This window comes from Pseudomonas sp. Emmai, assembly GCF_055179735.1.
In genome coordinates this window covers 1,726,432-1,750,250 of sequence record NZ_CM143685.1, presented here as the reverse complement: position 1 = coordinate 1,750,250, position 23,819 = coordinate 1,726,432, and the positions used below count along the sequence as shown (strand labels likewise).

Below are 23,819 nucleotides of genomic sequence, written 5' to 3'. Positions count from 1 at the left end.
AAAAAGGTTACGAGGTTCCTGTGTAGGAAATTTCAGCAGAGCTTTACAGACAAGTGGCAAGTACCCGTACGAGCTTCTGCGCGCGTGGATCCATCAAGACGTACGGTCCCAAGGTATTTGTCACAAAGCCGAAGGCCACATCGTGCTCTGGGTCAGCAAAACCGATGGAGCCGCCTGCGCCCGGATGACCGAACGCCCGTGGGCCAAGGCCGTAGGTCGCGTTGGGCACGTCCGGTTGATCGAGCATGCAACCCAGGCCGAAACGGGTCCGGGTCAGTAAAGTCTTGTCGTCGCCGAGGCTGTGTTCGCGGGTCAGCTCGTCGAGCATTTCGCTTTCCAGCAGGCTGCCGTCCAGCAGGCCGGCGTAGAACCCGGCCAGGCTGCGGGCATTGCCGTGGCCGTTGGCGGCAGGTTGCTGCATGCGCCGCCATTCCGGTTTGTTGGTGCTGGTCATGATCGACGGCGGGTTGGTAAAGGCCCGGGTGGTCATGGCCGTCGGTTCGCGCATCGTGACTTGCAGCAGGCGCTGGGCCGCGGCATCGCCGACGTTGCCCTTGCCCCGGGCGATGTGCGCCACGCGGTGGAATTCTTCATCCGCCAGGCCGACATGGAAGTCCAGGCCCAACGGCTTGGCGACCCGGGCGACGATGGATTCGCCGGGGCCACGACCGTCGACACGGCGCAGCAATTCGCCCACCAGCCAGCCGTAGGTGATCGCCGCGTAGCCGTGGCCTTGGCCCGGTGTCCACCAAGGTTCTTCGGCGGCCAGCGCGTCGACCATGGTTTGCCAGTCATACAAGGCTTCGGGCGCCAGCAACTCGCGCAGGGCCGGCAGGCCGGCCTGGTGGCAGAGCAATTGGCGCAGGGTCACGGATGCTTTGCCGGCGGCGGCAAATTCGGGCCAGTAGCGGGCCACCGGGGCGTCGAGTTGCAGTTTGCCTTCGGCCACCAGTTGCAGCGCGGTGACGGCGGTGAAGGTCTTGGTGCAGGAGAACAGGTTGGCGATGGTATCGCTGTGCCAGGCCTCAAGGCCATCCTTGTCGGCGGTACCGGCCCAGAGGTCGAGAACGGTTTCACCGCCGACCTGGATGCACAACGCCGCGCCACGTTCCTGGGGATCGTCGAACAGTGCAGCGAAGGCTTCGCGCACCGCTTCGAACTTAAGCTCGTAATGACCCTGAATCTGCAAACGCAACTCCCCCGGATAAACGCTCTACAAAGTGGTCCGCATTGTTCCAGCCCCGAAGGGTTTTGGGAACAAGGGCGGGCTGGGCGGTGTAGCCGCCTATAGATTTGTTCAGAAAACATGTGTCGATATTTAAGGGAAAACACAGCACCTGTGGCGAGGGGGCTTGCCCCCGTTGGGCTGCGAAGCGGCCCCAAAACCTGCAACCGAGGTGTATCAGATACACCGCATGCATTGGTTTACGACTGCTTCGCAGCCGAACGGGGGCAAGCCCCCTCCACAGGGGTCTCAACTATTAATGACCATTACCCGAATGCCCGCCCGCATGCCCGGCGCCCTGCCCTTTACCAGCGTCGCCTTTGCGGCCGCCCTCGGCTTCGTGACTGGCTTTATCCGCCTCGGCCTTGGCCTTCTCGGCCTCTTTGCCCAGTTGATCAACGGTCTGCAAATTGCTTTTACGCACGCTGTCGACAAAGCCCTGGAACGGCACATCGGTGATGCCCACCAGGCCGAAGTGCCCGTTCTCCCCATCCAGCAGACGCCCGGTCACCGGTTGATCGAGGTACTGGAACCAATGCACGCCGACAATCGACGGTTCACTCATCGCCTGTTTGAGGAAGTTGGCGTAGGCCGGACCACGGTCTTCTTCTTTCGCCAGTTGGGTCACGCCGCCCCAGAACGGGCCGCGATCCGCCGAGCCGAAGTTGAATTCGGTGATCAGCACCGGTTTATCCAGGCTGCGCAACTTGGCAAAGTCGTAACCGTCCTGGGGTTGCAGGGTGTACATGTTGAAGCTCAACACATCGCAATACTGCGCGCAGGACTCGACCGCTTCCGGGGTGCTGATGGCGAAACGGCCGCCCAGCAACAACTGGTTCGGCGCGTGCCATTTCAGCGAATCGGAAATGGTCTTGAAGTAAGTGTCGGCGAAGACCTTCTGGAAGTATTTGAAGTCAGCTTCGATTTCCGGGTGATCGGCGCTCGGCAACGGCGCTTCGAAGCCCGGATCTTCCATCAATTCCCACGCCGGCAGGTCAATGCCCCAGGCTTTCGACAGGCCCGCCTGGTTGCGGTACTTGTCGCGCAATTGCTTGAGGAACGCGCGTTTGGCCGGCACGTCGGTGGTCATTTTCAGCGTGCCATAAGCCAATGCGTATCGAGCTTTCGGGTCGTCGCCGGGACCGGCCCAGGCCAGTTCGTTGTCGGCGAAGTAGCCGATCAGCCACGGATCGTCGCGGTGATCCCGGGCGGCGATGGCCACGGCGCGCTCGGTGGCCATGGCGAAACGCGGGTCGAACGGGTCAGGCATGCCGCCCCACCAGTCCTTGCCGGTGCTGATGCTGGCGTAATCGCCGACGATCGACAGCGGCAAGGTGTACGGCACGCGGTCCGCGTTGGCCAGCGTCGGGGCGCTCCAGTTGCCGACGGTGTTGAAGCCCCAGGCTTGCAGGCGATCAAGGGTGTGCGTGGTCCAGCGTTGTTCATCCACCACCGCTTTGCAGGGTTCGACGGCTTTGGCGACGGTGGCGCCGGTCTTCGCGGCTTCGGCGATACCGGATTCGGCGGAGGTCGGTGCGGCAGGTTGCTCAGCGGCTTTTTCCGCGGTCTGCGCCACCGCATCAGCTTTGGCGGCTTCGGCGACGCCCGCCTTCGCTTCGCTGGTCACCGCGCACGGCTGACCGTAGAGGCGTTGCAGGTTGGCGCCGTAAAAGTCAAACCAGCGACCGTTATTGAAGGCCCGGCCCTGATCGGCGCCGTTGCCGCCCCGGTTGTCGCCTTCGCCAAAGTGGCTGGCCAGCGGTTCGTCGGGTTTGGGCAGGTTTTCGAACATCCACTCGCGACCGGCGACGTAGGTTTGATCGACGTCCGGCGCCACGGTGTTCACGCCCAGGGAGTAGAACGGATGCCCTTCCGGCGTCACCAGGTACCAGCGACCGTCACGCTTTTCGGTGCGGAAAAAGCCGCTGGCCTTGAAGGCCGGGCCTTTGTTCCAGCCGCCGAATTTGTCCAGGGACGACTTCTGGCGCTCGGCCAGCCAGGTTTTCAGTTGTTGCTGTTCTTTGGCGGCAGCCGATTTCAGTTGCTCGTCGCTGCTGACTTTTTCCGGCCATTTGGCCCGGGTCGATTGACCGTAAGCATCGACAAGGCTGCCGTAAACCGCTTTGCTCACGTCCTCGCCGGCCTGCACGCCAAAGCGCTCCAGCAGGATACTTTGGGCGACTTTCGGCTGGTCCATCGACAAACTCACCGACACCACCTGGCTGCGATCCAGCTCACCGCTGCTGCTGGACAGCAACACGCGCTGACCGTCGACGGTCATCGGCATCGGCGGGCCGGCCTTCATGCCCTGGCTCAATGGCGAACTGGCGACCAAAGGCACCAGCAGGGTTTGCGCCGGGCCGGCCGGCAGGTCGACGCGGCTGACCAGGGTCTTGCCATCGTTGCTCTGGATTTTCACGTAGAGGGTCACGGCCCAGTCCATGGCGCTCTGGACCCGCAAGGTCATGACGCCCGACTGCGACCAGTCCCAGGCGCCGGTTTGCGGGGTCAGACGCAAGGTCGGCTGGGCCACTGGATTAAAAGTCACCCGGCGCAGCACTTCGCCTTCGGCCGTTTGCTCGGCGTTGGATTGCGGCAGGCTGGCGTCCTGGGTCGCCACCGTGACCACATCGGCGGGGCGCACAAAGTTGAACAGCGTCTGCTGGCCCGCAGGGGCGGCCAGCAACGGCGTAGCGAACAACAGGGCAAATACAGCAGGCAACGAACGACGAATCATGAGAACGAAATTCTCCCTAACGACCCACAATGGCCAATGGAAAAGCGATGACAGAGAGATAGACAACGCCGTGGGCAAAACTGCCCACGCGTGTATCAGGAAATTTCACGTCGGAAGGGTGGCAACGCATTGAGGATCGCTTTGCCATAACGCTGGGTCACCAGCCGTCGATCGAGCAACGTGATGGTGCCGCGATCTTCTTCAGTACGCAGCAAGCGACCGCAAGCCTGGACCAGTTTCAGCGAGGCATCGGGCACGGAGATTTCCATGAACGGATTGCCGCCCCGGGCTTCGATCCATTCGGCCAACGCGGCTTCCACCGGATCGTCGGGCACCGAGAACGGAATCTTCGCAATCACCACGTGTTCGCAATAGGCACCGGGCAAGTCGACGCCTTCGGCGAAACTCGCCAGGCCGAACAGCACGCTGGAATCCCCGCCATCGACCCGCGCCTTGTGCTTGTTCAGGGTTTCCTGTTTCGACAGGTTGCCTTGAATGAACACTTGCTTGCGCCAGTCGCGATCCAGGCCGTCGAACACGTCCTGCATCTGTTTGCGCGAGGAGAACAGCACCAACGTGCCGCGCGAGCCTTCCACCAGCGACGGCAGGTCACGAATGATCGCGGCGGTGTGGGCCGGTGCGTCACGGGGATCGGCCTTCAGGTCCGGCACCCGCAGCACGCCGGCATCGGCGTGATGGAACGGGCTTGGGACCACGGCGGTCACGGCTTTTTTCGGCAGGCCGGCGCGCATGCGGAAGCGGTCGAACGTGCCGAGTGCGGTCAGGGTTGCCGAGGTCACCAGCGCGCCGTAGGCCACGTTCCACAGATTACGACGCAGCATTTCCGCCGCCAGGATCGGGCTGGCATTGACCTCGATGTCGAACAGCGAACCGCTTTCGGCCAGGGTCAGCCAACGGGCCATCGGCGGGTTGTCTTCCGGGTCTTCGGCGGTGAACGCGGTCCACAACTCCCAGTTACCGGAAGAACGGGACAACAGGCTGCCGAACAGCGGATACCACTCTTCGGCCTGGTTGCTGGCGATGCCGATGTTGACCTCGCCGTCCATGCCTTCCTTGAGCAGTTCGGTGAGGCGGGTGAACAGGTCGGTCAGGCGGGCGAAGGCTTTCTTCAGCTCGATGCCCATCTCGCGCATGTGCTCGGGAATGACCCCGGCCACGAAACGATGACGCGGCCGCTCCCGGCCTTCGACGTCTTCGCCGGGTTTGAAGTCGGCGACCTGCTCGCAGGCGGTGAACATGAACTGCTGCTGGGTCTTGATCTCCCGCGCCAGCTCCGGCACTTGTTCGATCAACTTGCCCAAATCCCCCGGCAACGGGTGCTGGGCCAGCAATTTGGTGAGGTTCTTCGCCGTTGTTTCCAGCCAGTCGGCGGTGGAACGCAGGCGCGTGTAGTGAGCGAAATGACCGATCGCCTTGTCCGGCAGGTGGTGGCCTTCGTCGAACACGTAGATGGTGTCGCGCGGGTCCGGCAGCACGGCGCCGCCGCCCAATGCCAGGTCGGCCAGGACCATGTCGTGGTTGGTGACGATCACGTCAACCTTGCCCATGCCTTCGCGGGCCTTGTAGAAGGCGCACTGGCCGAAGTTCGGGCAATGACGGTTGGTGCACTGGCTGTGATCGGTGGTCAGGCGTGCCCAGTCGGCGTCCTCCAAAGCGGTGGACCAACTGTCGCGGTCGCCGTCCCACTTATTGCCGGCCAGTTTTTCGATCATGCTGGTGAACAGCTTCTGGCTGGCCTCATCCACCTCGATCTTGAAGCCTTCTTCTTCGAACAACTGCGCGGTGGCGGTTTGTGCGTGGCCTTCCTGGAGCAACATGTCGAGCTTGGACAGGCACATGTAGCGCCCACGGCCCTTGGCCAGGGCGAACGTGAAATTCAGCCCGCTGTTGCGCATCAGGTCGGGCAAATCCTTGAAGACGATCTGCTCTTGCAGGGCGATGGTGGCCGTGGCAATCACCAGGCGTTTGCCCGCCGCCTTGGCCGTCGGGATCGCCGCCAGGCTATAGGCCACGGTTTTGCCGGTACCGGTGCCGGCTTCCACCGCGACAATCGCGGGGTCGCCACTGCGCCGGCCTTCGTCGTCGGTGTCGATGTCACCGAGGACTTTGGCAATTTCGGCGATCATCAGGCGTTGGCCATAACGCGGCTTGAGGCTCTTGGCTTCAAGAAAACGCGTGTAGGCGCCCTGGATCGTGGTTTTGAGTTCGGTGCTGATCATGAATTGTCGGGCGCAAAAAACGCTGGATAAATTTTCAGTGGTTTCGGATGGCGGCTATCATACCGCGCTAATTAATCCCGCGCAGAACGGAGTACCTCAATGACCGCTTTTAGCCTCGTTTATACCCTGCATGTCCTGTCCGCCCTGGTCTGGGTGGGCGGAATGTTTTTCGCCTGGATGGTCCTGCGCCCGGCGGCGATGAAGGCCCTGGAAGGCCCCGGCCGGTTGAAGCTGTGGGTAGAAGTGTTTCAAGGTTTTTTCCGCTGGGTCTGGGTCGCGGTGGTGCTGTTGCCGATCAGCGGTGTCGGCATGATTCATTTGCAGTACGCCGGGTTTGAGCTGGCGCCGCGCTATGTGCAGGTGATGATGGGTTTGTACGTGGTGATGACCGCGCTGTTTATCCGGATTCAGGCGTTGTTGCTTCCGGAGTTGCGCACAGCGGTGGACGCGCAGGATTGGCCGGCGGGTGCGGCTGCGCTGGGGAAGATTCGCAAGTTGGTGGGGATTAATCTGATAGTCGGGTTGGTGTTGGTGGCGATTGCGGCGGCTCGGCCTATGTTCTGAGGCGAATCGAGCACCTGTGGCGAGGGAGCTTGCTCCCGCTCGGCTGCGCAGCAGTCGTAAACCCATTCAACGCAGTCATTCTGAAAAAACGCGTTGAATGGGTTTGGGGCCGCTTCGCGACCCAGCGGGAGCAAGCTCCCTCGCCACAGCGTGGGAACAATCCGTGTAGAAATTACAACCGCTGAACCGTCACCACCCCCGCCGCGCCCGCAGGCCCTGGCTGGCCATCAACGCCAGGACGCCCGCTCTTGCCGCCATCGGCCTTGTACACGAGGCAACCTTTGGCCTTGCCGCCCGCCCCCGGTTTACCACCAGGGCCGGCCAGACCACCGGCACCGCCAGCGACCTGGACCTTGATTTGTTCCGCCGGATAATCCCGCGGCACTTCCAGGCGCACCAGCGCACCGGCCGCCCCTGGCTGACCGTCGCTGCCATTGCTGCCGTCAAATCCGCGACCGGCCTGGCCCCAGGTGCAGCCTGGTTCTTCGCCGTTGGCGCCATCCAGGCCGACAAACCCCGGCGCACCCGCACCGCCGCGTGCGTCCACGGTTAAGGTCGGTGCGTTCAGCGCTTTGATCTGCAAGTTCAGGTTGCGCCCAGAGCGCGCAGCCTTCAGGTAAGTCCCCGGTGCACCGCGCGCGGTGATCAGGCTGCCTTCGGACAACTCGGCACGGCTGACTTTCAATTCCAGCGCCTGTTCGCCGGGCACGATGGCAATTCGCGCGTCACGCCCCAGATGCAGTTCGCCGACCGTCACTTCGGTCACATTCGAGGGAATCAACAAGGTGCCGTAATCGGCGACTTCGAGTTTTTCCAACTGCAAGGTGCTGGCCGTGTTGGGCAAACGCATCAGCGAGTTGGTTTCGACGCTCACCACCTGGGCACAGGCAAGTGGGCTGATAAATGCAGCGAGCAGACAGAGTTTACGCATGGGAAGCCCCTGGTACGGCCGGGGCCGGAATGGTTTGCAGGTGGAAAACGCCAAAGAACAGAATCTTCAGGCGATCACGCCATGGGTGGGCGCGACCTTTGAGACTGCGAAAACACAGCAGCGCTTCCAGAAAATGGATAACCGCCAGCAGCGCCCCGGCCATGTTGACCAGCAGGTGCAGCGGATTGAAAAACGGGATCAGCAGATTGACCAGCACCACCAACCAGAACAGCAGGGTCAACAGCTTCCCCAGCCCCCAAAACACCTTCATACGCTCCCCCCGTTGAGAATTATTCTTTGAGCGCACAGTAACGGCTTCCACAAGGGATGCGCCAGTGGGCAAGAGAAAATTCATCCAGATGGCCGCCGGATTCGCGACGTTGGTCGCCCGGCGGCTCTAGATCGAGGCTCTACGTCAAGCGTCAGCGGTTGATGTGCAGTTCCACACGACGGTTTTTCGCCCGCCCTTCTTCGGTTTCGTTATCGGCCACTGGCTCGCTTTCGCCCTTGCCCTCGCTGGTGAGTTTGTTGGGCGCCAGGCCCTGGCTCAACAGATAAGCCGCCACGCTGCTGGCGCGACGTTCCGACAAGGCCTGGTTATAGGCATCCGACCCTTTGCTGTCGGTATGGCCCACCACCTTGATGCTGACCACATCGGCGTTTTGCAGCTTGGCCATCAGCGCGTCGAGTTGGCTGCGTGCGGCGGGTGTCAGATCAGACTTGTCGAAAGCAAACAGCACATTGCCGGCATCGCTCAGGGTGATGACTTCAGAGACCGGTGCCGGTTCGACAGATTTCACACCGACCGGGTATTGCGGCAACGGGCAGCCACGATGATCGACCGGGGTATTTTCCGGTGTATCGGGGCAACGATCGCGGCGGTCGAAGACCCCGTCGCTGTCTTCATCGCCATCCTGGGCAAAGCAGATCAAGCCGCCGGTCACGATACCGAGCGCCGCACCACCGGCCGCCCAACCGCCACTTTCGAGGGCACCCAGGCCACCGCCGACCAGGCCGCCAATGACGCTGCAGATCGGCCAGGTACGTTGATTCAGGGGGGCAGTGCCATCGCTGTGAGTAGCGCAACCGGTCAATACGCTGCCAAGCAGCAGAACCGGCAAGACGGTCCTTGTGAGAACGCTCATTTGTGAATGCTCCTGTGTTACCGGCCCATACCGGTTACACAGGAGTAAAGACCCGCATCCGCGACTGCACAAGCCGCGGAGAGGAAGGCGCTTTAACGCTCGATTTTGATTTCGGTGCGACGGTTCAGCGCGCGACCGTCAGCGGTTTTGTTATCGGCCACTGGCTGGCTTTCGCCGGCACCGGTTACCGACACGAAGCTGCTGCGCGGTACGCCGTCGTGAATCAGGTATTCCACCACCGAGTGCGCACGTTTATCCGACAGTTTCTGGTTGTAGGCATCGCTGCCAACGCTGTCGGTGTGGCCAGTCACGGTCAGGCGTGCGGTGGACGCTTCCTGTTTCAGGCGGGTGGCGACTTTATCGAGCACCTCTTTATCGGAAGGCGTGAGCGTGGCTTTGTCGAACTGGAAGTGCACATCGCGGATCACGATGGTTTCTTCCTTGACCACGACGACTTCCTCGACCACAGGCGCAGGGACGGGAGGTGGGCAGCCGTCAGCATCGACCTGCACGCCTTTAGGCGTTCCCGGGCACTTGTCGCGGCTGTCCGGCACGCCATCGCCGTCTTCGTCGCCATCACCGTGCACCCAGCAATAAGCCGCCGCCATGCCGCCGACGAACAGCGCACCGCCGCCCGCCCAGGATGCGCTTTCCGTCGCACCCAGCCCCGCACCGACGACACCACCGACTGCCGCACAGGTCGGCCAATCGGTTTTCTGCAAACCTGCGCAACCAGTCAACACACTGGTTAGCAGAACCAAGGGTAATGCTGTCCGAACTATGCTCATCTAGTGTTCTCCTGAGGGATCGGCTTAAAACCGATTCAGGGAGTAAAGACCCGAGTTTTAATCTCCGCCAGCAATAGGCCACTGCCGTTTCGCCCCGTGTTCACGGCAGATCGGCACTTTTGCCGCACAATGGCTCTAGGCCCGAACGTTGGGGCAGGCTAGTCTTGGCAGCTCTGATTGAGGATCTTCGATGATTGCAGGTATTTCTTCGCGCACGCCCCAGCAGGCGTTGGCCGCTTTGCTTGACCGCTACGCCCCCGCGCGCCTGTTGCTGATCGGTGCCAGCCAGTTCCCGGCGCTGGAGGCTTTCAAGCTCGCGCACCCGGACAGTTGCGTCGCCCATACGGCGCCCGGGCCTTTGCCGGCGGAACTGGCCGCACGGCGTTTTGACCTGGCGCTGGTGGTCGATTGCCTGGAGCACCTGCCCAAGCGCGACGGCCTGAATTTGCTGGGCGGGATCCGCAATCTCAACGCCAGTCGCATCGCGGTACTGGCTGACTTGCCGGCCAGCGGCTGGCAGGAAACCGACTTTTTTTCCCTGGCCCTGCAAGCGAGCGAACGCTTCCAGCGCGACGATCAGGTGCTGACGCTGTTCACCTATGATCTGCTTGACTATAAACAGGTGCCTGACTGGCTCAACGCGCGGTTCTGGGCCAATCCGGAAAACTTCGGGAAATATTGGTGGTAACGCAATGAGTACATCCATTTGCCCTTGCGGCAGCGGCACCCTGCTCGACGCCTGCTGCGGCCATTACCATGCCGGCCACCCGGCGCCTTGTGCCGAAGCCTTGATGCGCTCGCGCTACAGCGCCTATGTGCTGGGGCTTGTCGACTATCTGGTGGCAACCACCCTGCCCGCCCAACAGGCCAGCCTGGATCGCCAGTCCATCAGCGACTGGAGCGCGCAAAGCACCTGGCTGGGCCTTGAAGTGGAAAGCTCCGAGGTGTTTGGCGGGCAACCGGAACACGCCTTCGTGACCTTCACCGCGCGCTGGCACGATGGCGCCGGCGAACACAGCCACCGCGAGCGCTCCTCGTTTGTGCAGAACAGCGGCCACTGGTACTTCATCGACCCGACCGTGCAGCTCAAAGCCGGGCGCAACGACGCCTGCCCGTGTGCGAGCGGGCAGAAATACAAGAAGTGCTGCCACAATTACCTACAGGCCAATTACCCCCAGTAGGTAGCACGATGTCCAAGGTATTCAGTTACATCCGCTTCAGTTCGGCGAAGCAGTCAGCGGGTGACAGCGAAGCCCGTCAGATGAGAGCCGCGAAGGAGTTTGCTGTAGAGCGCGGGCTTCAACTTGCAGACCCCGCTGAATACCTGTTCTTCGACCGGGGCCGTTCCGCCTACAAGGGCAAGCACGTTGATGATACGAGCGAGCTTGCTCGGTTCCTCGGTTATGTCGAGGACGGCACTGTTCCAACCGGGAGTTTCCTTGTCATCGAATCGCTGGACCGCCTGAGCCGGGAAAAGATAAGGGACGCCCTACCCCGCTTCCTTGATCTGCTCGCCAAGGGAATCAACGTTTACACCAGCACAGACAAGCGCCTGTACACCCGCGACTACAACGAAATTGACCTGATCATTTCAATCATCAGCATGTCGAGGGCGCACGAAGAATCAGCCACCAAGGGCGCCCGTGTTTCATCCGCATGGCGAAAGAAACAGGCTGACGCTCGCGAGACCGGCAAGCCCCTTGGAAAGCTTAGGCCGCTTTGGTTGGATGTCACCCCGGAAGGCTACGCCCTCAACCCCGACCATGCTCAAGTTGTGCGGCGCCTGTTTGATTTATCAACACAGGGGCACGGGTCACGCAACATCGCTGCCACCTTGAATCAAGAAGGTATCCCGGCGTTTTCAGCAGGGAGAAAAAACTTCTCCGGCCTCTGGGGTTTCAGCACCGTTCGCCACATCCTCGATAGCCGCACCGTGCTGGGTGAGTATCAGCCTCACGTCTTCATCGAGGGAGTCAGGACACCAGATGGCGAGCCAATCAAGGGCTTTTTCCCGGCTGTAGTGAGTGAGGAAGTGTTCTACAGGTCGCAAGCTGCACGAGGCTCCCGACGCTCACACAAGATCACCAAACAGACCACCAACTTCAACGTGCTGGCGGGCGTCTTCTTTTGCTTTGAATGTGGTGCCGCCATGCACCTACAGAGCCAGCGGGGCCGGAAATACTACAAGTGCAGCCATAGCACCCGAGGCATGTGCAACGCTGGCGTCATCACTGCTACACGCACAGAAACGGTGTTCCGCGAAGTTCTCGCCAAGCTCGATTCCCTGAGTCTCGTGCAAAATAGCTCAGGGTCTATCCGCAAGAAACTGGATGTTGCAGAAGGTCGCATTGAAGAACTGCGAGCTAAGTTTGCTGCTGCCGAAGATGCACACAACGAATATCCCAGCAGGATAACGGCGAAGCTCCTGCTAGAGCTTGAGAGCCAGCTTGCGGCGATTGATGTAGAGAAAGACACACTACGTCAACAGATGGCAGTTGACCGAGTGGTGAGCAAATCGGACTTCTTCGAAAGGCTCGACCTCACATCGTTTGAGGGGCGTGTTGCTGCGAACAACCTGACGAAACGGTTAGGGACGCGGATCTTTGTTCGCAAGAATGGACGCTGCAACGAAACGTATTTGATCGCTGTAGCGACGAGTCACGGAAGCCAAGAAGCTGAGCCCGAGCAAACCGTCATTGGGGCTGTCACCCATTCAAACAGCAAAATACGGATCGACAGCGCATCTGATGCATTCACGGAGCTGCAAAAACTGCATGGTGACATGCCGAAGTGGCGGCGAACGAAGCACTGGATTCAGGAAATCAAACTCCCAGCACTTCCAACAGCTTAACCGTCAGTTCCTGGCCGTATGTGTGACAGCCATTCTATTCAAGGTGCAACCGTACCCGCCCCATTACGAGCACCGTTGCATTCCACGTTGTTAAAGAGCGGCACTGCGTTGAACGGTTCATGGCTGCACTCCTAATGTGCGGTGTGTACGTCGCTGCGTGTGTGACGGGCCGCGCTGCCCGCCGCCGTGTATTGAGTGGTGAATGTACACGAGAGCTGAAAAAATGTCAATAAAAACATTGACATATAAGAACTTGTATGATTCCGACAATCGATACCGGTCCATACCGCCACCCGTCACACCAACCTTGAAGCTCCTGCACTGGAAACGATACTGTATGTGTATCCAGTACACGGCGCTACCGAACATGACAGACGACCTAATCGACGACAGCGGATTTGAGCTTGGAATGCCCAGCCTCACCGACATGCTGCGTCACGAATGTGATTTGCTGCACTCCGAACTTGAGGTGACACGGCGTGACCTTCGCCAGTCGCACAAGAACCTTGCTGGGATGATTTGCATGTGGCGTGACAGCAACAAGGAGCTGTCAGCGTTGAAGCTGGAACACGAGCGATTGCGCTGGACGTTGAGCGACATGTACAGGCGTGAGACGGAGCTTGAGACGGCGAAATTTAGTTACAGCTATGGCAATTACGACAAGCCAAATACGTAGACCCAGCACACCGAAGGTGAAAGACTCAGAGACCCAAACTGGAAGGCGCACAACATCGCCATGGAAGTGAATTTTCAGCTACAGCCTATCAATGGCGAAATCATTGTGGTGGAGGATGACACTCTTCTACGGGAAATCATGAGAGAAATCTTGGCGGATGTCGGCGCTCAGTGTGTTGCGTTCGGCACCGCTGATGACGCGTTGGTTTACCTGCTCGGATCAGGCACCAAGTGCTCACTGGTAATAGCTGACCATGGGCTACCCGGACAGCTACAGGGTGCAGAATTCGTATCTATGGTGCAAAACCGATGGCCGGAAATCGCGGCGATTGTCACCTCTGGATGGACTGATCATTTCATAGGGCTACCCCCCAATACCTGTTTTTTGCCGAAGCCTTGGCCGGTGGACGGGCTTGTGAACGCTGTCGCGGAACTCCTCCAACCGGGCGTGCCCGTGAGCGAGAAAACTCCGCCCCCAAACGATGAAGCGTGACGACGCAGCACGACAAGATCAGGCACACCATTAAGGAGATGCACCATGAGTGAATATGAAGTCGGATTGGTAAGGCAATACACGGATGCAATCAGCGCCCTTGGGGTCAAAGCCCATGCTGGAGCAGAGGTAACCGGAGAAGTGAAGTCGGCTGTAGCAAAACACTGCGAACATTTCAGGATTCTCAAGTCGAGCAGACCAGCAGCCAACCTAAGTGCTTACAGGGCAGCGTTGAAGATGGCGAGTCATGCCACCCATGAGTCTCAACCCAAGGTCAAAGCTACTTTTGACCTCGCCCTGAGCGTTTGCCCAACTGAGCTGTGAATTCATCGATGAATTGTCGCAGGGGCGATATTTCCAGATTTCAATTTTTCGCCGGAAAATCCGACCACTACGACAATCGTCTTGGATTCACTGCCAGAAAATAAACTGGTGAGATTCTGGAAAACCAGCCGCGCTGTTCAACCAGCAACACCGGGCAGCACTCCAAGTCGCCTAAATCGCCAAATAAGAACCGCTCTCATTTGAAAGGGCCACTCTTGAGATCCTCTACACGCCTCTATGAGAGCTTACAGCTACCAGTGTAGCTATTGTGTAAATAGAACGCCTGTATCAGCACCACAGGAGCTTACAGAAGGCATTACACCTATCATCTGATGTGGCTTGTGTCAATTGGCAATAAAAAGCCCGCTCAAGGCGGGCATTTGGGTATATCTATTGAGAGTCAGGCTTTAAGCTCACGCTTGATACGGTAGATTGTGGCAACTCCACACCCCACCAGCTTGGCGAGTTCATCAGCGTTCATGGTTGGATGCTTGGTCATTGCGTCTTGCACCTTCTTCCAGAGTTCGGCGTTCTTACCCTTCCCGGCTGGCCTCCAATCTGGCTCAGCGTCACGCTTGTTCTTCAACCCCTCGTTGATGCGCTCCACACGCTTGGCCTGATCGAGACGGGCCATGGTCTGCATCAGTTCGATCAACATGTCATTGATCACCCTCAGCACCTCACCAGCAATGCCCTCTGCTGCCATCTGCCAGCTTGTAGGAAGGTCGGCCACTACCAGACGTAGGCCCTTGGCCTTGATCGTTGCCTTGAGGGTTTCCCAGTCAGCCTGTGAAAGACGTGACAGCCTGTCTACGGATTCGCACAGGAGGATTTCGCCGGGATTGGCAGTGTCTAGCAGGCGCATCAGCTCAGGGCGCTCAAGCTTGGTGCCGGATACGTTCTCACTGTAGATACCTACAACAGACAAACCCTGAGTGGCGGCGAAGGTCTCAAGAGAGGTCTTGGCACGGTTGGCGTCTTGATCCTTGGTAGATGCACGGAGGTAGAGGTGTGCGTTCATGGCTGGCTATCCTTTAGGCTATTGATTAGATAGATCAAGGATAATCTATCAGATACCCAGACGCCTATAGATATCTGATAGCGTAATCAGCCCTCAGACAGACGGTTATCGCACTACCAAACATGTCTACTTCTTTGATAGCGCCGAAGGGGTGCTGAATGCGGCAAGGCAACTGTGGCCGGTAGGAGTTAGAGCCATGTCCACAAGGACAAATCTGTTGAGCGTGCTCACCTGTGTTCCGTCGATGTAACCGGCGTTGTGAAGGGTGCGGAACATTCCACAGTCGGTTTCCCTGTATGGCTCCATACATTCTGTAATAGCGCGGCTGGCGATAGCTGCAAGAGTCTCTTGGTATTCCTGCTGGGTGAAGTCGGACATGGGGATTCTCCAAGGTTGGAAGCACAGGAGCAGCCTCACACAGAAAATGACATCGCACAAGCACGAAATGGTTGACACTTGCGTCAACTTGTGATCTTGCGATGCGGGATTGCTGAGTTTCTGCAAGAATTGGCGATTTCAGGCTAAACCTACGTTTTTGAACAATATCTCTAATTTGAGCAGCCCCACGAGCGCCAGCTTGATCGCACCAGCCTACAGGCCCCGGAAACACTGGCGTGTAGCAGATTGCACATCATCAATATAATCTATCAAGCCTACCGACACGATAGGTTTTTATAGGCTTTTGGGTGGGATTTCAGAGGTTATGGCGGATGTTATGGGCAGCCCCACCAACGGCGTGGATAATGGCCTACCACTAGAGAATAAAAATGAAAAAAATTGTCGCACTGCTCATCTTGCTCGCACCATTCACTGTAATGGCTGACAACGGCAACAGCTACGAGAATGCCATACGCATGTGCCAGAAACTGATTCCAGACATACTACACAACTCTAGGTTATCAAGTTTAAAGTTGTTACCCGGCGCCGATGGCTCACACATCATAGATAAAACATTGTCCTGCACATACTGGACTCCTATTACGGATGAGTATGACAACACTACAGATATGATGGCTGTTGTATTTCTTAATACGGCCAACGGCAAGTTTACGCTGGAAGTCCGTTAACAGCGGATAGACAAGGAGAGCTGGCATGAATGGATGGCAACGGTTGTGGGTGGCGGCGTTTGTAATCGCCGGTCTTTTGCTAATGGTGGTGGGTGAGAAACTCGTACCCAGCAAAGAAACCATTGCTATGAAATTCGATAAGCCGCTGGAACAAGATCGCCGATTCTTGGCAGAGCTCAAGAGCAAGCGCTTCGACACAGATACATTCAGTCAGGACTTCTTCGGTGGGTCTGCAATCAAGGATACCGAGGCAAGGATTCGAGATATGGAAACCCGTCGCCAATCTGAACTTGATTCACTGTGGACTGACCAGATCAAGCTCAGGAGCGTCTTTGTGGGTGTGTGGTTTGGATTTGGTCTGGTGTTGTATGCCATTGGTGCGACGGTGGGCTGGGTGTATCGAGGGTTTCGCCCCAAGGCGGTATAATCAACCACAGCTCACGCTGTGAACAACAGGAGTGGATGGGATGCATGCAGAAGGATGGCGACGGCTCTGGGAGCTGACCAAGTGTATAGCGGCAATTGCATCTGGTATTTGGTGCGTGATGGAGTTCACAGCAGCGATGCCCCCACCCCCCGATCCTGCATCACCAGCAGCGAGCCAAATCGTTGTGGGGATATTCCTCGTTGCCGTTATTGGCGGTGGTGTTGCCTATGGCGCGCTGCATGCTCTTGAGTGGGTGTATCGGGGCTTCCGCCCCCTGCCAGTCAGTCCCAAGGTAGAGGCTCAACAGGCTGTGGCACCGAATCCGCCTGAGACAATACCAACACTGGCACTGGAACAGCACCCACACTCACCTCTTCCCCATCCAGACATTCAGCAAACGAGCGAGCCTCAGCAGCGAAGCTGACAGGGCTTTTCAGGGTTGCCAGCACTCTTGGGGCTTGAGCCTTGTACGCGATTGGCTGAGACAGCCCCTGACGTTCCTTACAACGCTGGGTGAAGCTGTCCAGCACTGGCCGGATGTCGTACACCTCTTTCCCGTGCAACACGTCGAACAGGGCCTGTAACTCTGGCTTTGTCATGAGCGTGTCCGGCATGAATCTCAGTACATCGGCAAGGGTACGATCAACCATCCAATCGGATGAATAGTTGGCACTGATGAATGCCTCTAACGCTGTATTGATGGCGTGTTGCACCTCGATCAGCTCAGGGCGGTGTTGAGCTTGTTGCTCCAGTCCCAGGAGCAGCACTTCCAGTTGTGAGTATGTGCGTGCTGGGATTGTGTAGCCGCTGGGTTGCTTGCCTGACAGTGTGGCTTTGAGGGCTGTCAGGGCTGTGGTGTGCATTGTGTCGAGGTTGTCCAGCCAGCCACGGTGTTGCGGGTTGTGTGGGTTCAAATGCTCACGGAGCCAGCTCAGCGTAGCGATGCGTTTGCGTGGTTGAATACCTGCAAGCTTCGTCGCTTGGGCAATAACATCTGGCCCGATATATTGGATGATGCCCTTGATGATTTCCGCCTGTGGCGTGCCCTTCTCGATCATGTAACGGGATTTCAGCTTGTTGCGATCAACGCTCAGACCGTGGCCCCAATACTGATTACCGTGAGCACGGTTCATTGCCTTGGGTGCTACTACCAGGTTCTGAGGGTGGTAGAGCCCCACGATGTCGTGCCCTTGTGATGGGGCAATGTGTGACAGCTCGTAATCGCTGGAACTGCCATAGCGGTTTGCACGGAGCTTGAAGGCGTATAGCCCGTATAGCTCAGCCAGTGATTCAGGGGTGTGACTGGTGAAGATCTCGTATGTACCGGCACGGGAAGCTTCAAAGGCCAGTGTTTGCATGAAAGCGCTATCCGTGGCCCTGGTGATGTATACGGTGCGTTTCTTGGCTGCTGTAGCGCGGTCTTTGCAAATGCGAGTGCAGAAGATGGCTTTAGCACTTTGGGTATAAAACTGTTTACGGCAATGCGGACATCTTGGGCGGCGTGTAGCCTTATTCTTTTTCGGTGTTGCTGTTGTCATATTCGACTCCTGCTTGGATCGTCTTGGATTGGGCTTCGTTAATCGTCTGTTGGTATGTGTGGGCTACCCGGCATTGGCCTGAGCAAAATGGCATTGGCTTCGCCACGGTGAACTCACGTCCGCAGTTGCGGCAGTTACATTTACGCATTGGGATATTCCTTCTATTGGGGATAAATTGGGTGCTCTCGCACCCTTGGCTTGAGTTAAGCAAAATGGCTACACCCGTTGAATTACACGGCCTGTAGACGATGTACTCGGAGTTGCCGAGATACATACAGGGCAGTTACTTCTTTTCCGGCACTGGTAGACGGTGATCACTCAAAATATGTAACTGGGCGAGTTCTTCTGTTGCACCTGAGAGCAATGCTAACCACAGGGTATCCAGTACAGCAGGGATCTGATGCACTACAGCCTCACCGTACACCTCGGAGACGTAAAAGCCGCAAGCGGCCCTGCAGTCTGTTTGGTGGGCGATTTCGTTGTAGGTCATTGTTTGGCTTCCTTGGCGCGGGAGAGCTGGAGGCTGATGCGATGATCCACCCACTTATGTAAATCTTCACGCTCCTGACTTCGCTCAACTTGGAGTCGGTTGTACTGGTCACGCACCACTTGGTCGGTGTAGGTGTTAGCGTTACGTTCTGCCATTTGGGCATACTGTAACGCCATATCGTTGTTGTGATTGAAGAGCCAGACCGAAAGTCCGGCTCCTATCATCACTTGAATGAACACACCAAGTGCAATGGCGCGGATGATTCCTTTCATCACTCCACCTCTTTCTGATTGGCACGAGTTGTTTGCAACACCTTGCCAAGTTCATCACGGACAATACGCCCCACTTCCTGTTCGTCAGAGCCGGGAGGTGCTGTGATATTCACGGTCACATTGTTATTTACTTCTGTATGTTGCGACTGATCAACGTTACCCTCCGACGGTTTGTTGACAGTGGCCCCGTTTAGATCACCCGGCCCAAGCCATGATGACTGTACAGGCACTCGCATTTGCAACTGGGCCTCGACTGCCTTGGTAGTGTCTTCAAATGTATACGGCTGGTATGGGCGGAACTGTCTAAACTTCCCATCTGCCAAATTCTCAGGATCTTTACCAAGATCACGCGAAGTAAGACGGTAGGTATCGAAGTTCATTAGCTCAACGGGATCAATCCTCCCCGGCCAACGTTCTCTGTTCTCCTGTGCTGTTGCTTGATCATCTGCAACAGATGCACCCGTGAACAAACGACGAAGGCCGTTCAACAATCCGGGCTTAGCACGATCATCCAAACTCGCTTGTTCATTCGGTGCGGCTGGCTTCAATCTTGGGCCAATCGCTGCACCAACTGAGCCGGGAGCTGGATTAGGATCTTTCTGCATGGCGTTTGGTGTGGCGTTACCATTTGCATCGTGACCAATCATCATTCGAATTAGCGACGTATTGAACTTGGTCAACCCTTGATCAAACTGCATCAGAGACTCTTTCAGAGGTTGTAGAGCTGTATTCAACTCACCCTCTGCCTTGATTCTATCCAGAATGACTGCCTTCAACTCGCCGTTAGTGTTAACGGTGTTGTCATTCAAGTAGGCTTGGTTTTCTGCACGCTGCTGATTGGCTGCAATGGAATTCATCTGCCTTGCAAGAAGATCTCTGTTGGCGTTAAGAAAGTTAGTCATACCCTGATCGAAGTCTTTAGCCAAAATCTTGCCGTCAGTTACAGACTTCTTGAACCACCCCGCCTGTTCTTCCACTTTGCCTTTGAAATTCAAACGTGTTGCAGCAGCTTGACGAATAGAGGCAGCAACTACACCGCCCACGGCGTCAAACAAATCGTTAACGTCTGAGCCTTCTGGTTTTCCTTTAGCTCTGATTTGATTCAACTGGTAGGAGGCGCGCTTAGCTTGCTCTTTGTCTGCCCCAGCAGCTAACAGCGTTGCAGACTGATCTTCGAACATCTTGGTGGCTTGGGTAAGAGTCTTACCTAATGCCAATTGGCCTTGGACGAACAGAGCAAAGCTCTTTGCTGTGTTTACTGATACTTCCTGACCATACTTGTTGCTGATATCCACAAACTGATCGCGAGCAAACTTCTGATTGTTCGGATTCTTGCCGCCAGCACTTTGAAGGGCTGTATTGAACTGTTCCGCCGTGCTTGCACTCTCCTGACGCTGTTGAATCCGTTCATTCAAGAAGCTGATGCCCTTCACAAGCCCGTACAGCGCTGCTGACGCACTGGAGAGGCCCACAGCCAAATTACCGAAGTTCATTACCTTAGGAGCGTTCTGGCGATCCTTCCACGCTTGGTGTCTTTCAGCCGCGAAGGCAAATCGCTGGCTGGCTTGATCGTGCTTCACCGCTGCACGGGCTTCGCGTGTGGCGCTCGAAGCTTTGTTAGCTGCCCAACGTTCGGCTGCACGGATACCATTAGCCCTTGCGGCTTGCATTGCAATCTCTGCTCTTTGCAGTGCGGTTTGATGTGCAGCGCTTTGCTGTTGGAGCTTGATCGTTTCGGCCTGACGCTTACGCAAGATGTCTTGGAGACGAGCTTGGCGGATTTGTGACTGTTCCGATGCAGCTTGAACACGCTGCTCACCTAGCCTGGTTTTCAAAAATTCCTGCTGCACTTTCTGTTGTTTAGCTGCGAGCACAGCCTGCGTCACTTGTTGCTTCAAAGATGCACTTTGTAGGAATGCTTCTTCCTTCTTCCCTGTTGCCACCAACTTCTGAGCACTGATTGCAGCGGTGTTCTGTGCATGCTGTAGACGGGCGATCTTCTGTTGCGTTGCCAGCTCCTTGTTTTGGGACTTCATTACAGCAGCATCAAGCTTGGCTCTCTCGGCACTTGTAGTGGTGATTCCGAATTTCCGACTGAGTTTGCGTTGAAGTGCATCGGCTTGTTTGCCGAGTTGAGTCATTTGTCTTTCGGTGGTCTTCATCATTGCATTGAAGCGGTGCAACCCACTGGCGTCCACGTTGAACTTGAGAACACCGATTAGCTGGGCAATGATCTCGCTATGTAGGCTCATTGTAGGCTCCGTCCTTGTGTATGCTTCCCTTTCACTGCTACACGGCGTGCGTACAAGTCAGTGACAACACTCTCGAATCCTTTGACGCCTCTCCCTTCTCGCACTATTGCGGCGTGTTCGAAGTGGATGGTGTGTGTATCGATGTATGACGACAAGACAGTGAGTGATGTACGTGTGCCAGTGACAACAAGGTATGTGACATCGTTTGCAACGTGGAACCACAAGTAGCTAAATCCCAGGTCATCGGCACTAAAGCGGCGAAGATATTGGCGGGCCAAGTTACAAAAGGCGGGGATGTTGCTTTTACCGGTGAATCTGATGATTTGAAACCATTGCCCTTTATTCAGAGCGAATTGTAGCGGTGTAGCTTTTTCCATCAATGTCCTTTGTTCAATTTGGCTTGTTTGGCAAGTGTGATAATCTTGTTGGCACGCTCTCTTGCTGCAAGTAACTCCAGAGCCGCTTTAAATGCGATTACAGCCTCTTCCGAGGCTTCTTCATCTGCTGGTGCAGCTTGTTTAATTACGGCCTCTGTAGCGGCCTCTGGAGAGCTTGCAGCAAGTGTATCTTTTGCGTACTTCTCACGTAGAATCAACTCAGTTCCTGATAGTGTGCTTGGATCGATTTTATCGGTCATTGTGCTGTGCCTTCTTTGGTCAATCTGCCAGATTTGATTAGTTCGTCACGGAGCTTGGCACGTGTTGCGGCGAGTTCATCACGCACTTCTTGCTCACGATTCAAGCGTTGTTGTTCATCAGCCTTTTGGCGATTCTCTTCATCCTTCAAACGCACCAGCTCAATCTGGCGGTCAATCTCATTATTCAACGCGGTTTCAAGCTCTGCCTCATAATCTTCCCTAACCTGCTGACACACTTGCACAAGATCCTTTTCTTGATCGCGTGGAGGCTTTCTCAGATACATCGTGATGTAGGAAACCATCGGGCTATCAAATTGCATTGCAGTTGGCAGTCCTCCCGCTGGATCAAGTGGAAGCCATCCAGATTTTCGGTGCTGGTGATAGGTTTCAAGCGCTTCATCTAATGTGCTGAAAACGAACTCGACTACTGCACCAACAACGTTGGCGCCCGGTTTTTCGATTCGTGATTCGTAGAAGCCTTTTGCGTTCTGGCAGCGTTCTCGGTATTCAGATTCGCTGAATGTATGAAGCATTGGTGTTTGTGTACTCATGGTTTTGTTTCCTTCTGGTTTTATGGTTGGTTGTGTTGCACTTTGTTGCTTGGCTGCTCTACATGCTCGTTGTCGGCATGCACTTGAACAAGTCTTGCTACGTACTGTCCGACTGGCGTAGCGGATACCGCAAGTCTCGCAATGTTGAAAAACTAGGGCCATAAGGGGCCACCTCCTGAATTAGAGTTGTCACAGATATTGAATGGGTTGGTTTGATGTCACACTTAGGATTTAAAACAAATAGATAGGGCAGGACTATTACGCCGTGCCCTATAAAGTGCTACATGAGTGTTCAGGTAATTAGTGACAGAGTTCAACCACCGCCCCTGTCAGGCAGTCCTTGGACATTTCAGTCTGGTCTGGCAAGTAACGGCCATCGCCTTGCGTATGCGATTGGAGAGGTCAGTGGAAACCTCGGCCTACAACTGCACCTATCGCAAGTTCACGCTTGGACCGGTGCGGGTGATTCTGAAAATGACTTTACCGGAATTCAGCTTGGCGGCTGATCCGGTGGATGCTTTGGAATTTGGTTTGATGCTGGTGGAGCTGGGGGGTGAAGCGGAATCGCCGCACGAATTTGTAGCTCTCACGGTATTATCGCACGACTTCCTCAGAATTGCAAGCACTTTCTATGCCAACTCTGAAAATATTTTCAAGCAGGCGTTCGATACGCCTCACGAAAAGCTATAACCGTTAAGCTCAGTATGGGCCCTAAACCCCCATTTGTCAAATACAACATTTTCTATAAGTCAAGTGAAACCGTGTTTTTGGCTTGTTCATCGTAATCATTGGCGTAATCACCATACTTGCTACAGCGTCCGTTCCGGGGTGCTGCTGTGCGCCACCCCACCGGCTATGCTTGCTGCAAGCCCGCCCTACACAGTGACTGAGCCGATGTCGCTGGTAGTGTATTGTTGCAATACATCAAGAAGTGTTGTGCGGGGTATTTCGGCGCGTAGGGCTCTTTGTAGGAGCAAGGCTTGCCCGCGAAAGGGACGCCTCGGTCTTTCTGAAAGTCCGCGTTATCGTTCTTCGCGGGCAAGTCGGGTCGCCGCATCGCTTGCTCCTACAAGGGCTAGACTGGGGTTCAAGGAGAACCATCACGATGACCGGTCAACGCCGCACCTTACATCTGCTCACCCTGCTCGCAATCCTGAGCCTCGGCGGCTGCGCGTCCTGGTTCAGCGACGATGAACCGGAGCCTCAGGTGCACCTGGTCAAGGTCGAGGTCGTGCGGGCCAAACTGCTGGAGCAGAAATTCATCCTGCACTTTCGCGTCGACAACCCCAATGACAGTGACCTGACCGTGCGCGGTCTGGAATACCGCATTCATTTGGGCGACATGCTGCTGACCGAAGGCGAGCATGAGCACTGGTTCACCGTCGGCCCCAAACGCAGCGCCTATTTCAGGGTGCCGATCCGTACCAACCTGTGGCCCAAGGTGCGGGATCTGGTGAAAATGCTGAAAAGTCCGAAGCAACCCATCCCCTATCGCCTGGAAGGTGAACTGGAAACCGGCCTATTCATCGCGCACTACGTGCACCTGGCGCGTAATGGCGTGATAATCCCCGCCGATTTAATTCCGGAGTAA

26 protein-coding genes are annotated in these 23,819 nt (G+C 56.6%); 11 read left to right on the top strand and 15 right to left on the bottom strand.

Annotation, left to right across the window (positions count from 1 at the left end):
* Window positions 1-43: 43 nt before the first annotated feature.
* The 3 genes from ACY4LX_RS07805 to dinG form a co-directional block, all read right to left on the bottom strand.
* Window positions 44-1,189, bottom strand: a complete 1,146-nt coding sequence (locus ACY4LX_RS07805; RefSeq protein WP_149657298.1) for a serine hydrolase domain-containing protein — start codon at window positions 1,187-1,189, stop codon at window positions 44-46.
* Window positions 1,190-1,481: 292 nt separating this feature from the next.
* Window positions 1,482-3,962: a beta-agarase gene (locus ACY4LX_RS07800; protein WP_463259597.1), complete on the bottom strand. Its 2,481-nt coding sequence runs from the start codon at window positions 3,960-3,962 to the stop codon at window positions 1,482-1,484.
* Between the two features lie 95 nt (window positions 3,963-4,057).
* Entirely contained in the window at window positions 4,058-6,202 is a 2,145-nt protein-coding gene (gene dinG, locus ACY4LX_RS07795; protein WP_463259596.1) for an ATP-dependent DNA helicase DinG, read from the bottom strand.
* A gap of 99 nt (window positions 6,203-6,301) precedes the next feature.
* Between dinG and ACY4LX_RS07790 the strand changes: the two genes are divergently transcribed.
* Window positions 6,302-6,766, top strand: a complete 465-nt coding sequence (locus ACY4LX_RS07790; protein ID WP_149657301.1) for a CopD family protein — start codon at window positions 6,302-6,304, stop codon at window positions 6,764-6,766.
* A 172-nt stretch (window positions 6,767-6,938) separates the two neighbouring features.
* Here ACY4LX_RS07790 and ACY4LX_RS07785 read toward each other — a convergent pair whose 3' ends face one another.
* The 4 genes from ACY4LX_RS07785 to ACY4LX_RS07770 form a co-directional block, all read right to left on the bottom strand.
* A complete protein-coding gene (locus ACY4LX_RS07785; RefSeq protein ID WP_149657302.1) occupies window positions 6,939-7,697 on the bottom strand; it encodes a collagen-like protein in 759 nt (252 codons plus the stop codon).
* Window positions 7,690-7,968 carry a DUF1145 domain-containing protein gene (locus ACY4LX_RS07780; RefSeq protein WP_463259595.1) on the bottom strand — a complete coding sequence of 93 codons (279 nt, stop codon included), beginning with the start codon at window positions 7,966-7,968 and terminating at the stop codon, window positions 7,690-7,692. Before ACY4LX_RS07780 ends, ACY4LX_RS07785 begins: the two co-directional genes overlap by 8 nt.
* 151 nt (window positions 7,969-8,119) lie before the next feature.
* The gene (locus ACY4LX_RS07775) at window positions 8,120-8,842 is read right to left on the bottom strand and encodes an OmpA family protein (protein ID WP_463259594.1); all 723 of its coding nucleotides are present in this window, start codon (window positions 8,840-8,842) and stop codon (window positions 8,120-8,122) included.
* A 92-nt stretch (window positions 8,843-8,934) separates the two neighbouring features.
* A complete protein-coding gene (locus ACY4LX_RS07770) occupies window positions 8,935-9,630 on the bottom strand; it encodes an OmpA family protein (RefSeq protein ID WP_463259593.1) in 696 nt (231 codons plus the stop codon).
* A gap of 190 nt (window positions 9,631-9,820) precedes the next feature.
* Here ACY4LX_RS07770 and ACY4LX_RS07765 point away from each other — a divergent pair, with 190 nt between their 5' ends.
* From ACY4LX_RS07765 to ACY4LX_RS07740, 6 genes are all read left to right on the top strand, one after another.
* Entirely contained in the window at window positions 9,821-10,318 is a 498-nt protein-coding gene (locus ACY4LX_RS07765; RefSeq protein ID WP_133837321.1) for a DUF6231 family protein, read from the top strand.
* Between the two features lie 4 nt (window positions 10,319-10,322).
* The gene (locus ACY4LX_RS07760; RefSeq protein WP_463259592.1) at window positions 10,323-10,811 is read left to right on the top strand and encodes a YchJ family protein; all 489 of its coding nucleotides are present in this window, start codon (window positions 10,323-10,325) and stop codon (window positions 10,809-10,811) included.
* An 8-nt stretch (window positions 10,812-10,819) separates the two neighbouring features.
* Window positions 10,820-12,481 carry a recombinase family protein gene (locus tag ACY4LX_RS07755; RefSeq protein ID WP_463259591.1) on the top strand — a complete coding sequence of 554 codons (1,662 nt, stop codon included), beginning with the start codon at window positions 10,820-10,822 and terminating at the stop codon, window positions 12,479-12,481.
* A 367-nt stretch (window positions 12,482-12,848) separates the two neighbouring features.
* On the top strand, window positions 12,849-13,157 hold the full coding sequence (locus ACY4LX_RS07750; RefSeq protein WP_463259590.1) for a hypothetical protein: 309 nt from the start codon (window positions 12,849-12,851) through the stop codon (window positions 13,155-13,157).
* Window positions 13,158-13,217: 60 nt separating this feature from the next.
* On the top strand, window positions 13,218-13,649 hold the full coding sequence (locus ACY4LX_RS07745) for a response regulator (RefSeq protein WP_463259589.1): 432 nt from the start codon (window positions 13,218-13,220) through the stop codon (window positions 13,647-13,649).
* 45 nt (window positions 13,650-13,694) lie between these two features.
* Window positions 13,695-13,973 (top strand): hypothetical protein, encoded by a 279-nt coding sequence (locus ACY4LX_RS07740; protein ID WP_463259588.1) that lies wholly within the window; start codon window positions 13,695-13,697, stop codon window positions 13,971-13,973.
* 400 nt (window positions 13,974-14,373) lie between these two features.
* Here ACY4LX_RS07740 and ACY4LX_RS07735 read toward each other — a convergent pair whose 3' ends face one another.
* Together ACY4LX_RS07735 and ACY4LX_RS07730 are read right to left on the bottom strand one after the other, a co-directional pair.
* Entirely contained in the window at window positions 14,374-14,994 is a 621-nt protein-coding gene (locus ACY4LX_RS07735) for a recombinase family protein (RefSeq protein WP_463259587.1), read from the bottom strand.
* Between the two features lie 126 nt (window positions 14,995-15,120).
* The gene (locus tag ACY4LX_RS07730; protein WP_463259586.1) at window positions 15,121-15,372 is read right to left on the bottom strand and encodes a hypothetical protein; all 252 of its coding nucleotides are present in this window, start codon (window positions 15,370-15,372) and stop codon (window positions 15,121-15,123) included.
* Window positions 15,373-15,761: 389 nt separating this feature from the next.
* Here ACY4LX_RS07730 and ACY4LX_RS07725 point away from each other — a divergent pair, with 389 nt between their 5' ends.
* Entirely contained in the window at window positions 15,762-16,061 is a 300-nt protein-coding gene (locus ACY4LX_RS07725) for a hypothetical protein (protein ID WP_463259585.1), read from the top strand.
* Window positions 16,062-16,086: 25 nt separating this feature from the next.
* On the top strand, window positions 16,087-16,488 hold the full coding sequence (locus ACY4LX_RS07720) for a hypothetical protein (protein WP_463259584.1): 402 nt from the start codon (window positions 16,087-16,089) through the stop codon (window positions 16,486-16,488).
* 281 nt (window positions 16,489-16,769) lie between these two features.
* Here ACY4LX_RS07720 and ACY4LX_RS07715 read toward each other — a convergent pair whose 3' ends face one another.
* The 6 genes from ACY4LX_RS07715 to ACY4LX_RS07690 all read right to left on the bottom strand — a co-directional run bounded on the left by ACY4LX_RS07715 (window position 16,770) and on the right by ACY4LX_RS07690 (window position 22,228).
* Window positions 16,770-18,026: a hypothetical protein gene (locus tag ACY4LX_RS07715; RefSeq protein ID WP_463259583.1), complete on the bottom strand. Its 1,257-nt coding sequence runs from the start codon at window positions 18,024-18,026 to the stop codon at window positions 16,770-16,772.
* A gap of 283 nt (window positions 18,027-18,309) precedes the next feature.
* Entirely contained in the window at window positions 18,310-18,516 is a 207-nt protein-coding gene (locus ACY4LX_RS07710; protein ID WP_463259582.1) for a hypothetical protein, read from the bottom strand.
* The gene (locus ACY4LX_RS07705) at window positions 18,513-18,788 is read right to left on the bottom strand and encodes a hypothetical protein (RefSeq protein ID WP_463259581.1); all 276 of its coding nucleotides are present in this window, start codon (window positions 18,786-18,788) and stop codon (window positions 18,513-18,515) included. Before ACY4LX_RS07705 ends, ACY4LX_RS07710 begins: the two co-directional genes overlap by 4 nt.
* On the bottom strand, window positions 18,788-21,040 hold the full coding sequence (locus ACY4LX_RS07700) for a tape measure protein (protein ID WP_463259580.1): 2,253 nt from the start codon (window positions 21,038-21,040) through the stop codon (window positions 18,788-18,790). Before ACY4LX_RS07700 ends, ACY4LX_RS07705 begins: the two co-directional genes overlap by 1 nt.
* A 376-nt stretch (window positions 21,041-21,416) precedes the next feature.
* Window positions 21,417-21,677 (bottom strand): hypothetical protein, encoded by a 261-nt coding sequence (locus ACY4LX_RS07695; protein ID WP_463259579.1) that lies wholly within the window; start codon window positions 21,675-21,677, stop codon window positions 21,417-21,419.
* Window positions 21,674-22,228: a hypothetical protein gene (locus ACY4LX_RS07690; RefSeq protein WP_463259578.1), complete on the bottom strand. Its 555-nt coding sequence runs from the start codon at window positions 22,226-22,228 to the stop codon at window positions 21,674-21,676. The genes ACY4LX_RS07695 and ACY4LX_RS07690 overlap by 4 nt, the downstream gene beginning before the upstream one ends.
* 405 nt (window positions 22,229-22,633) lie before the next feature.
* Here ACY4LX_RS07690 and ACY4LX_RS07685 point away from each other — a divergent pair, with 405 nt between their 5' ends.
* Complete coding sequence (locus ACY4LX_RS07685; protein ID WP_463259577.1) at window positions 22,634-22,918, top strand: hypothetical protein; 285 nt, start codon at window positions 22,634-22,636, stop codon at window positions 22,916-22,918.
* A gap of 415 nt (window positions 22,919-23,333) precedes the next feature.
* Window positions 23,334-23,819 carry an LEA/WHy family protein gene (locus tag ACY4LX_RS07680; protein ID WP_463259576.1) on the top strand — a complete coding sequence of 162 codons (486 nt, stop codon included), beginning with the start codon at window positions 23,334-23,336 and terminating at the stop codon, window positions 23,817-23,819.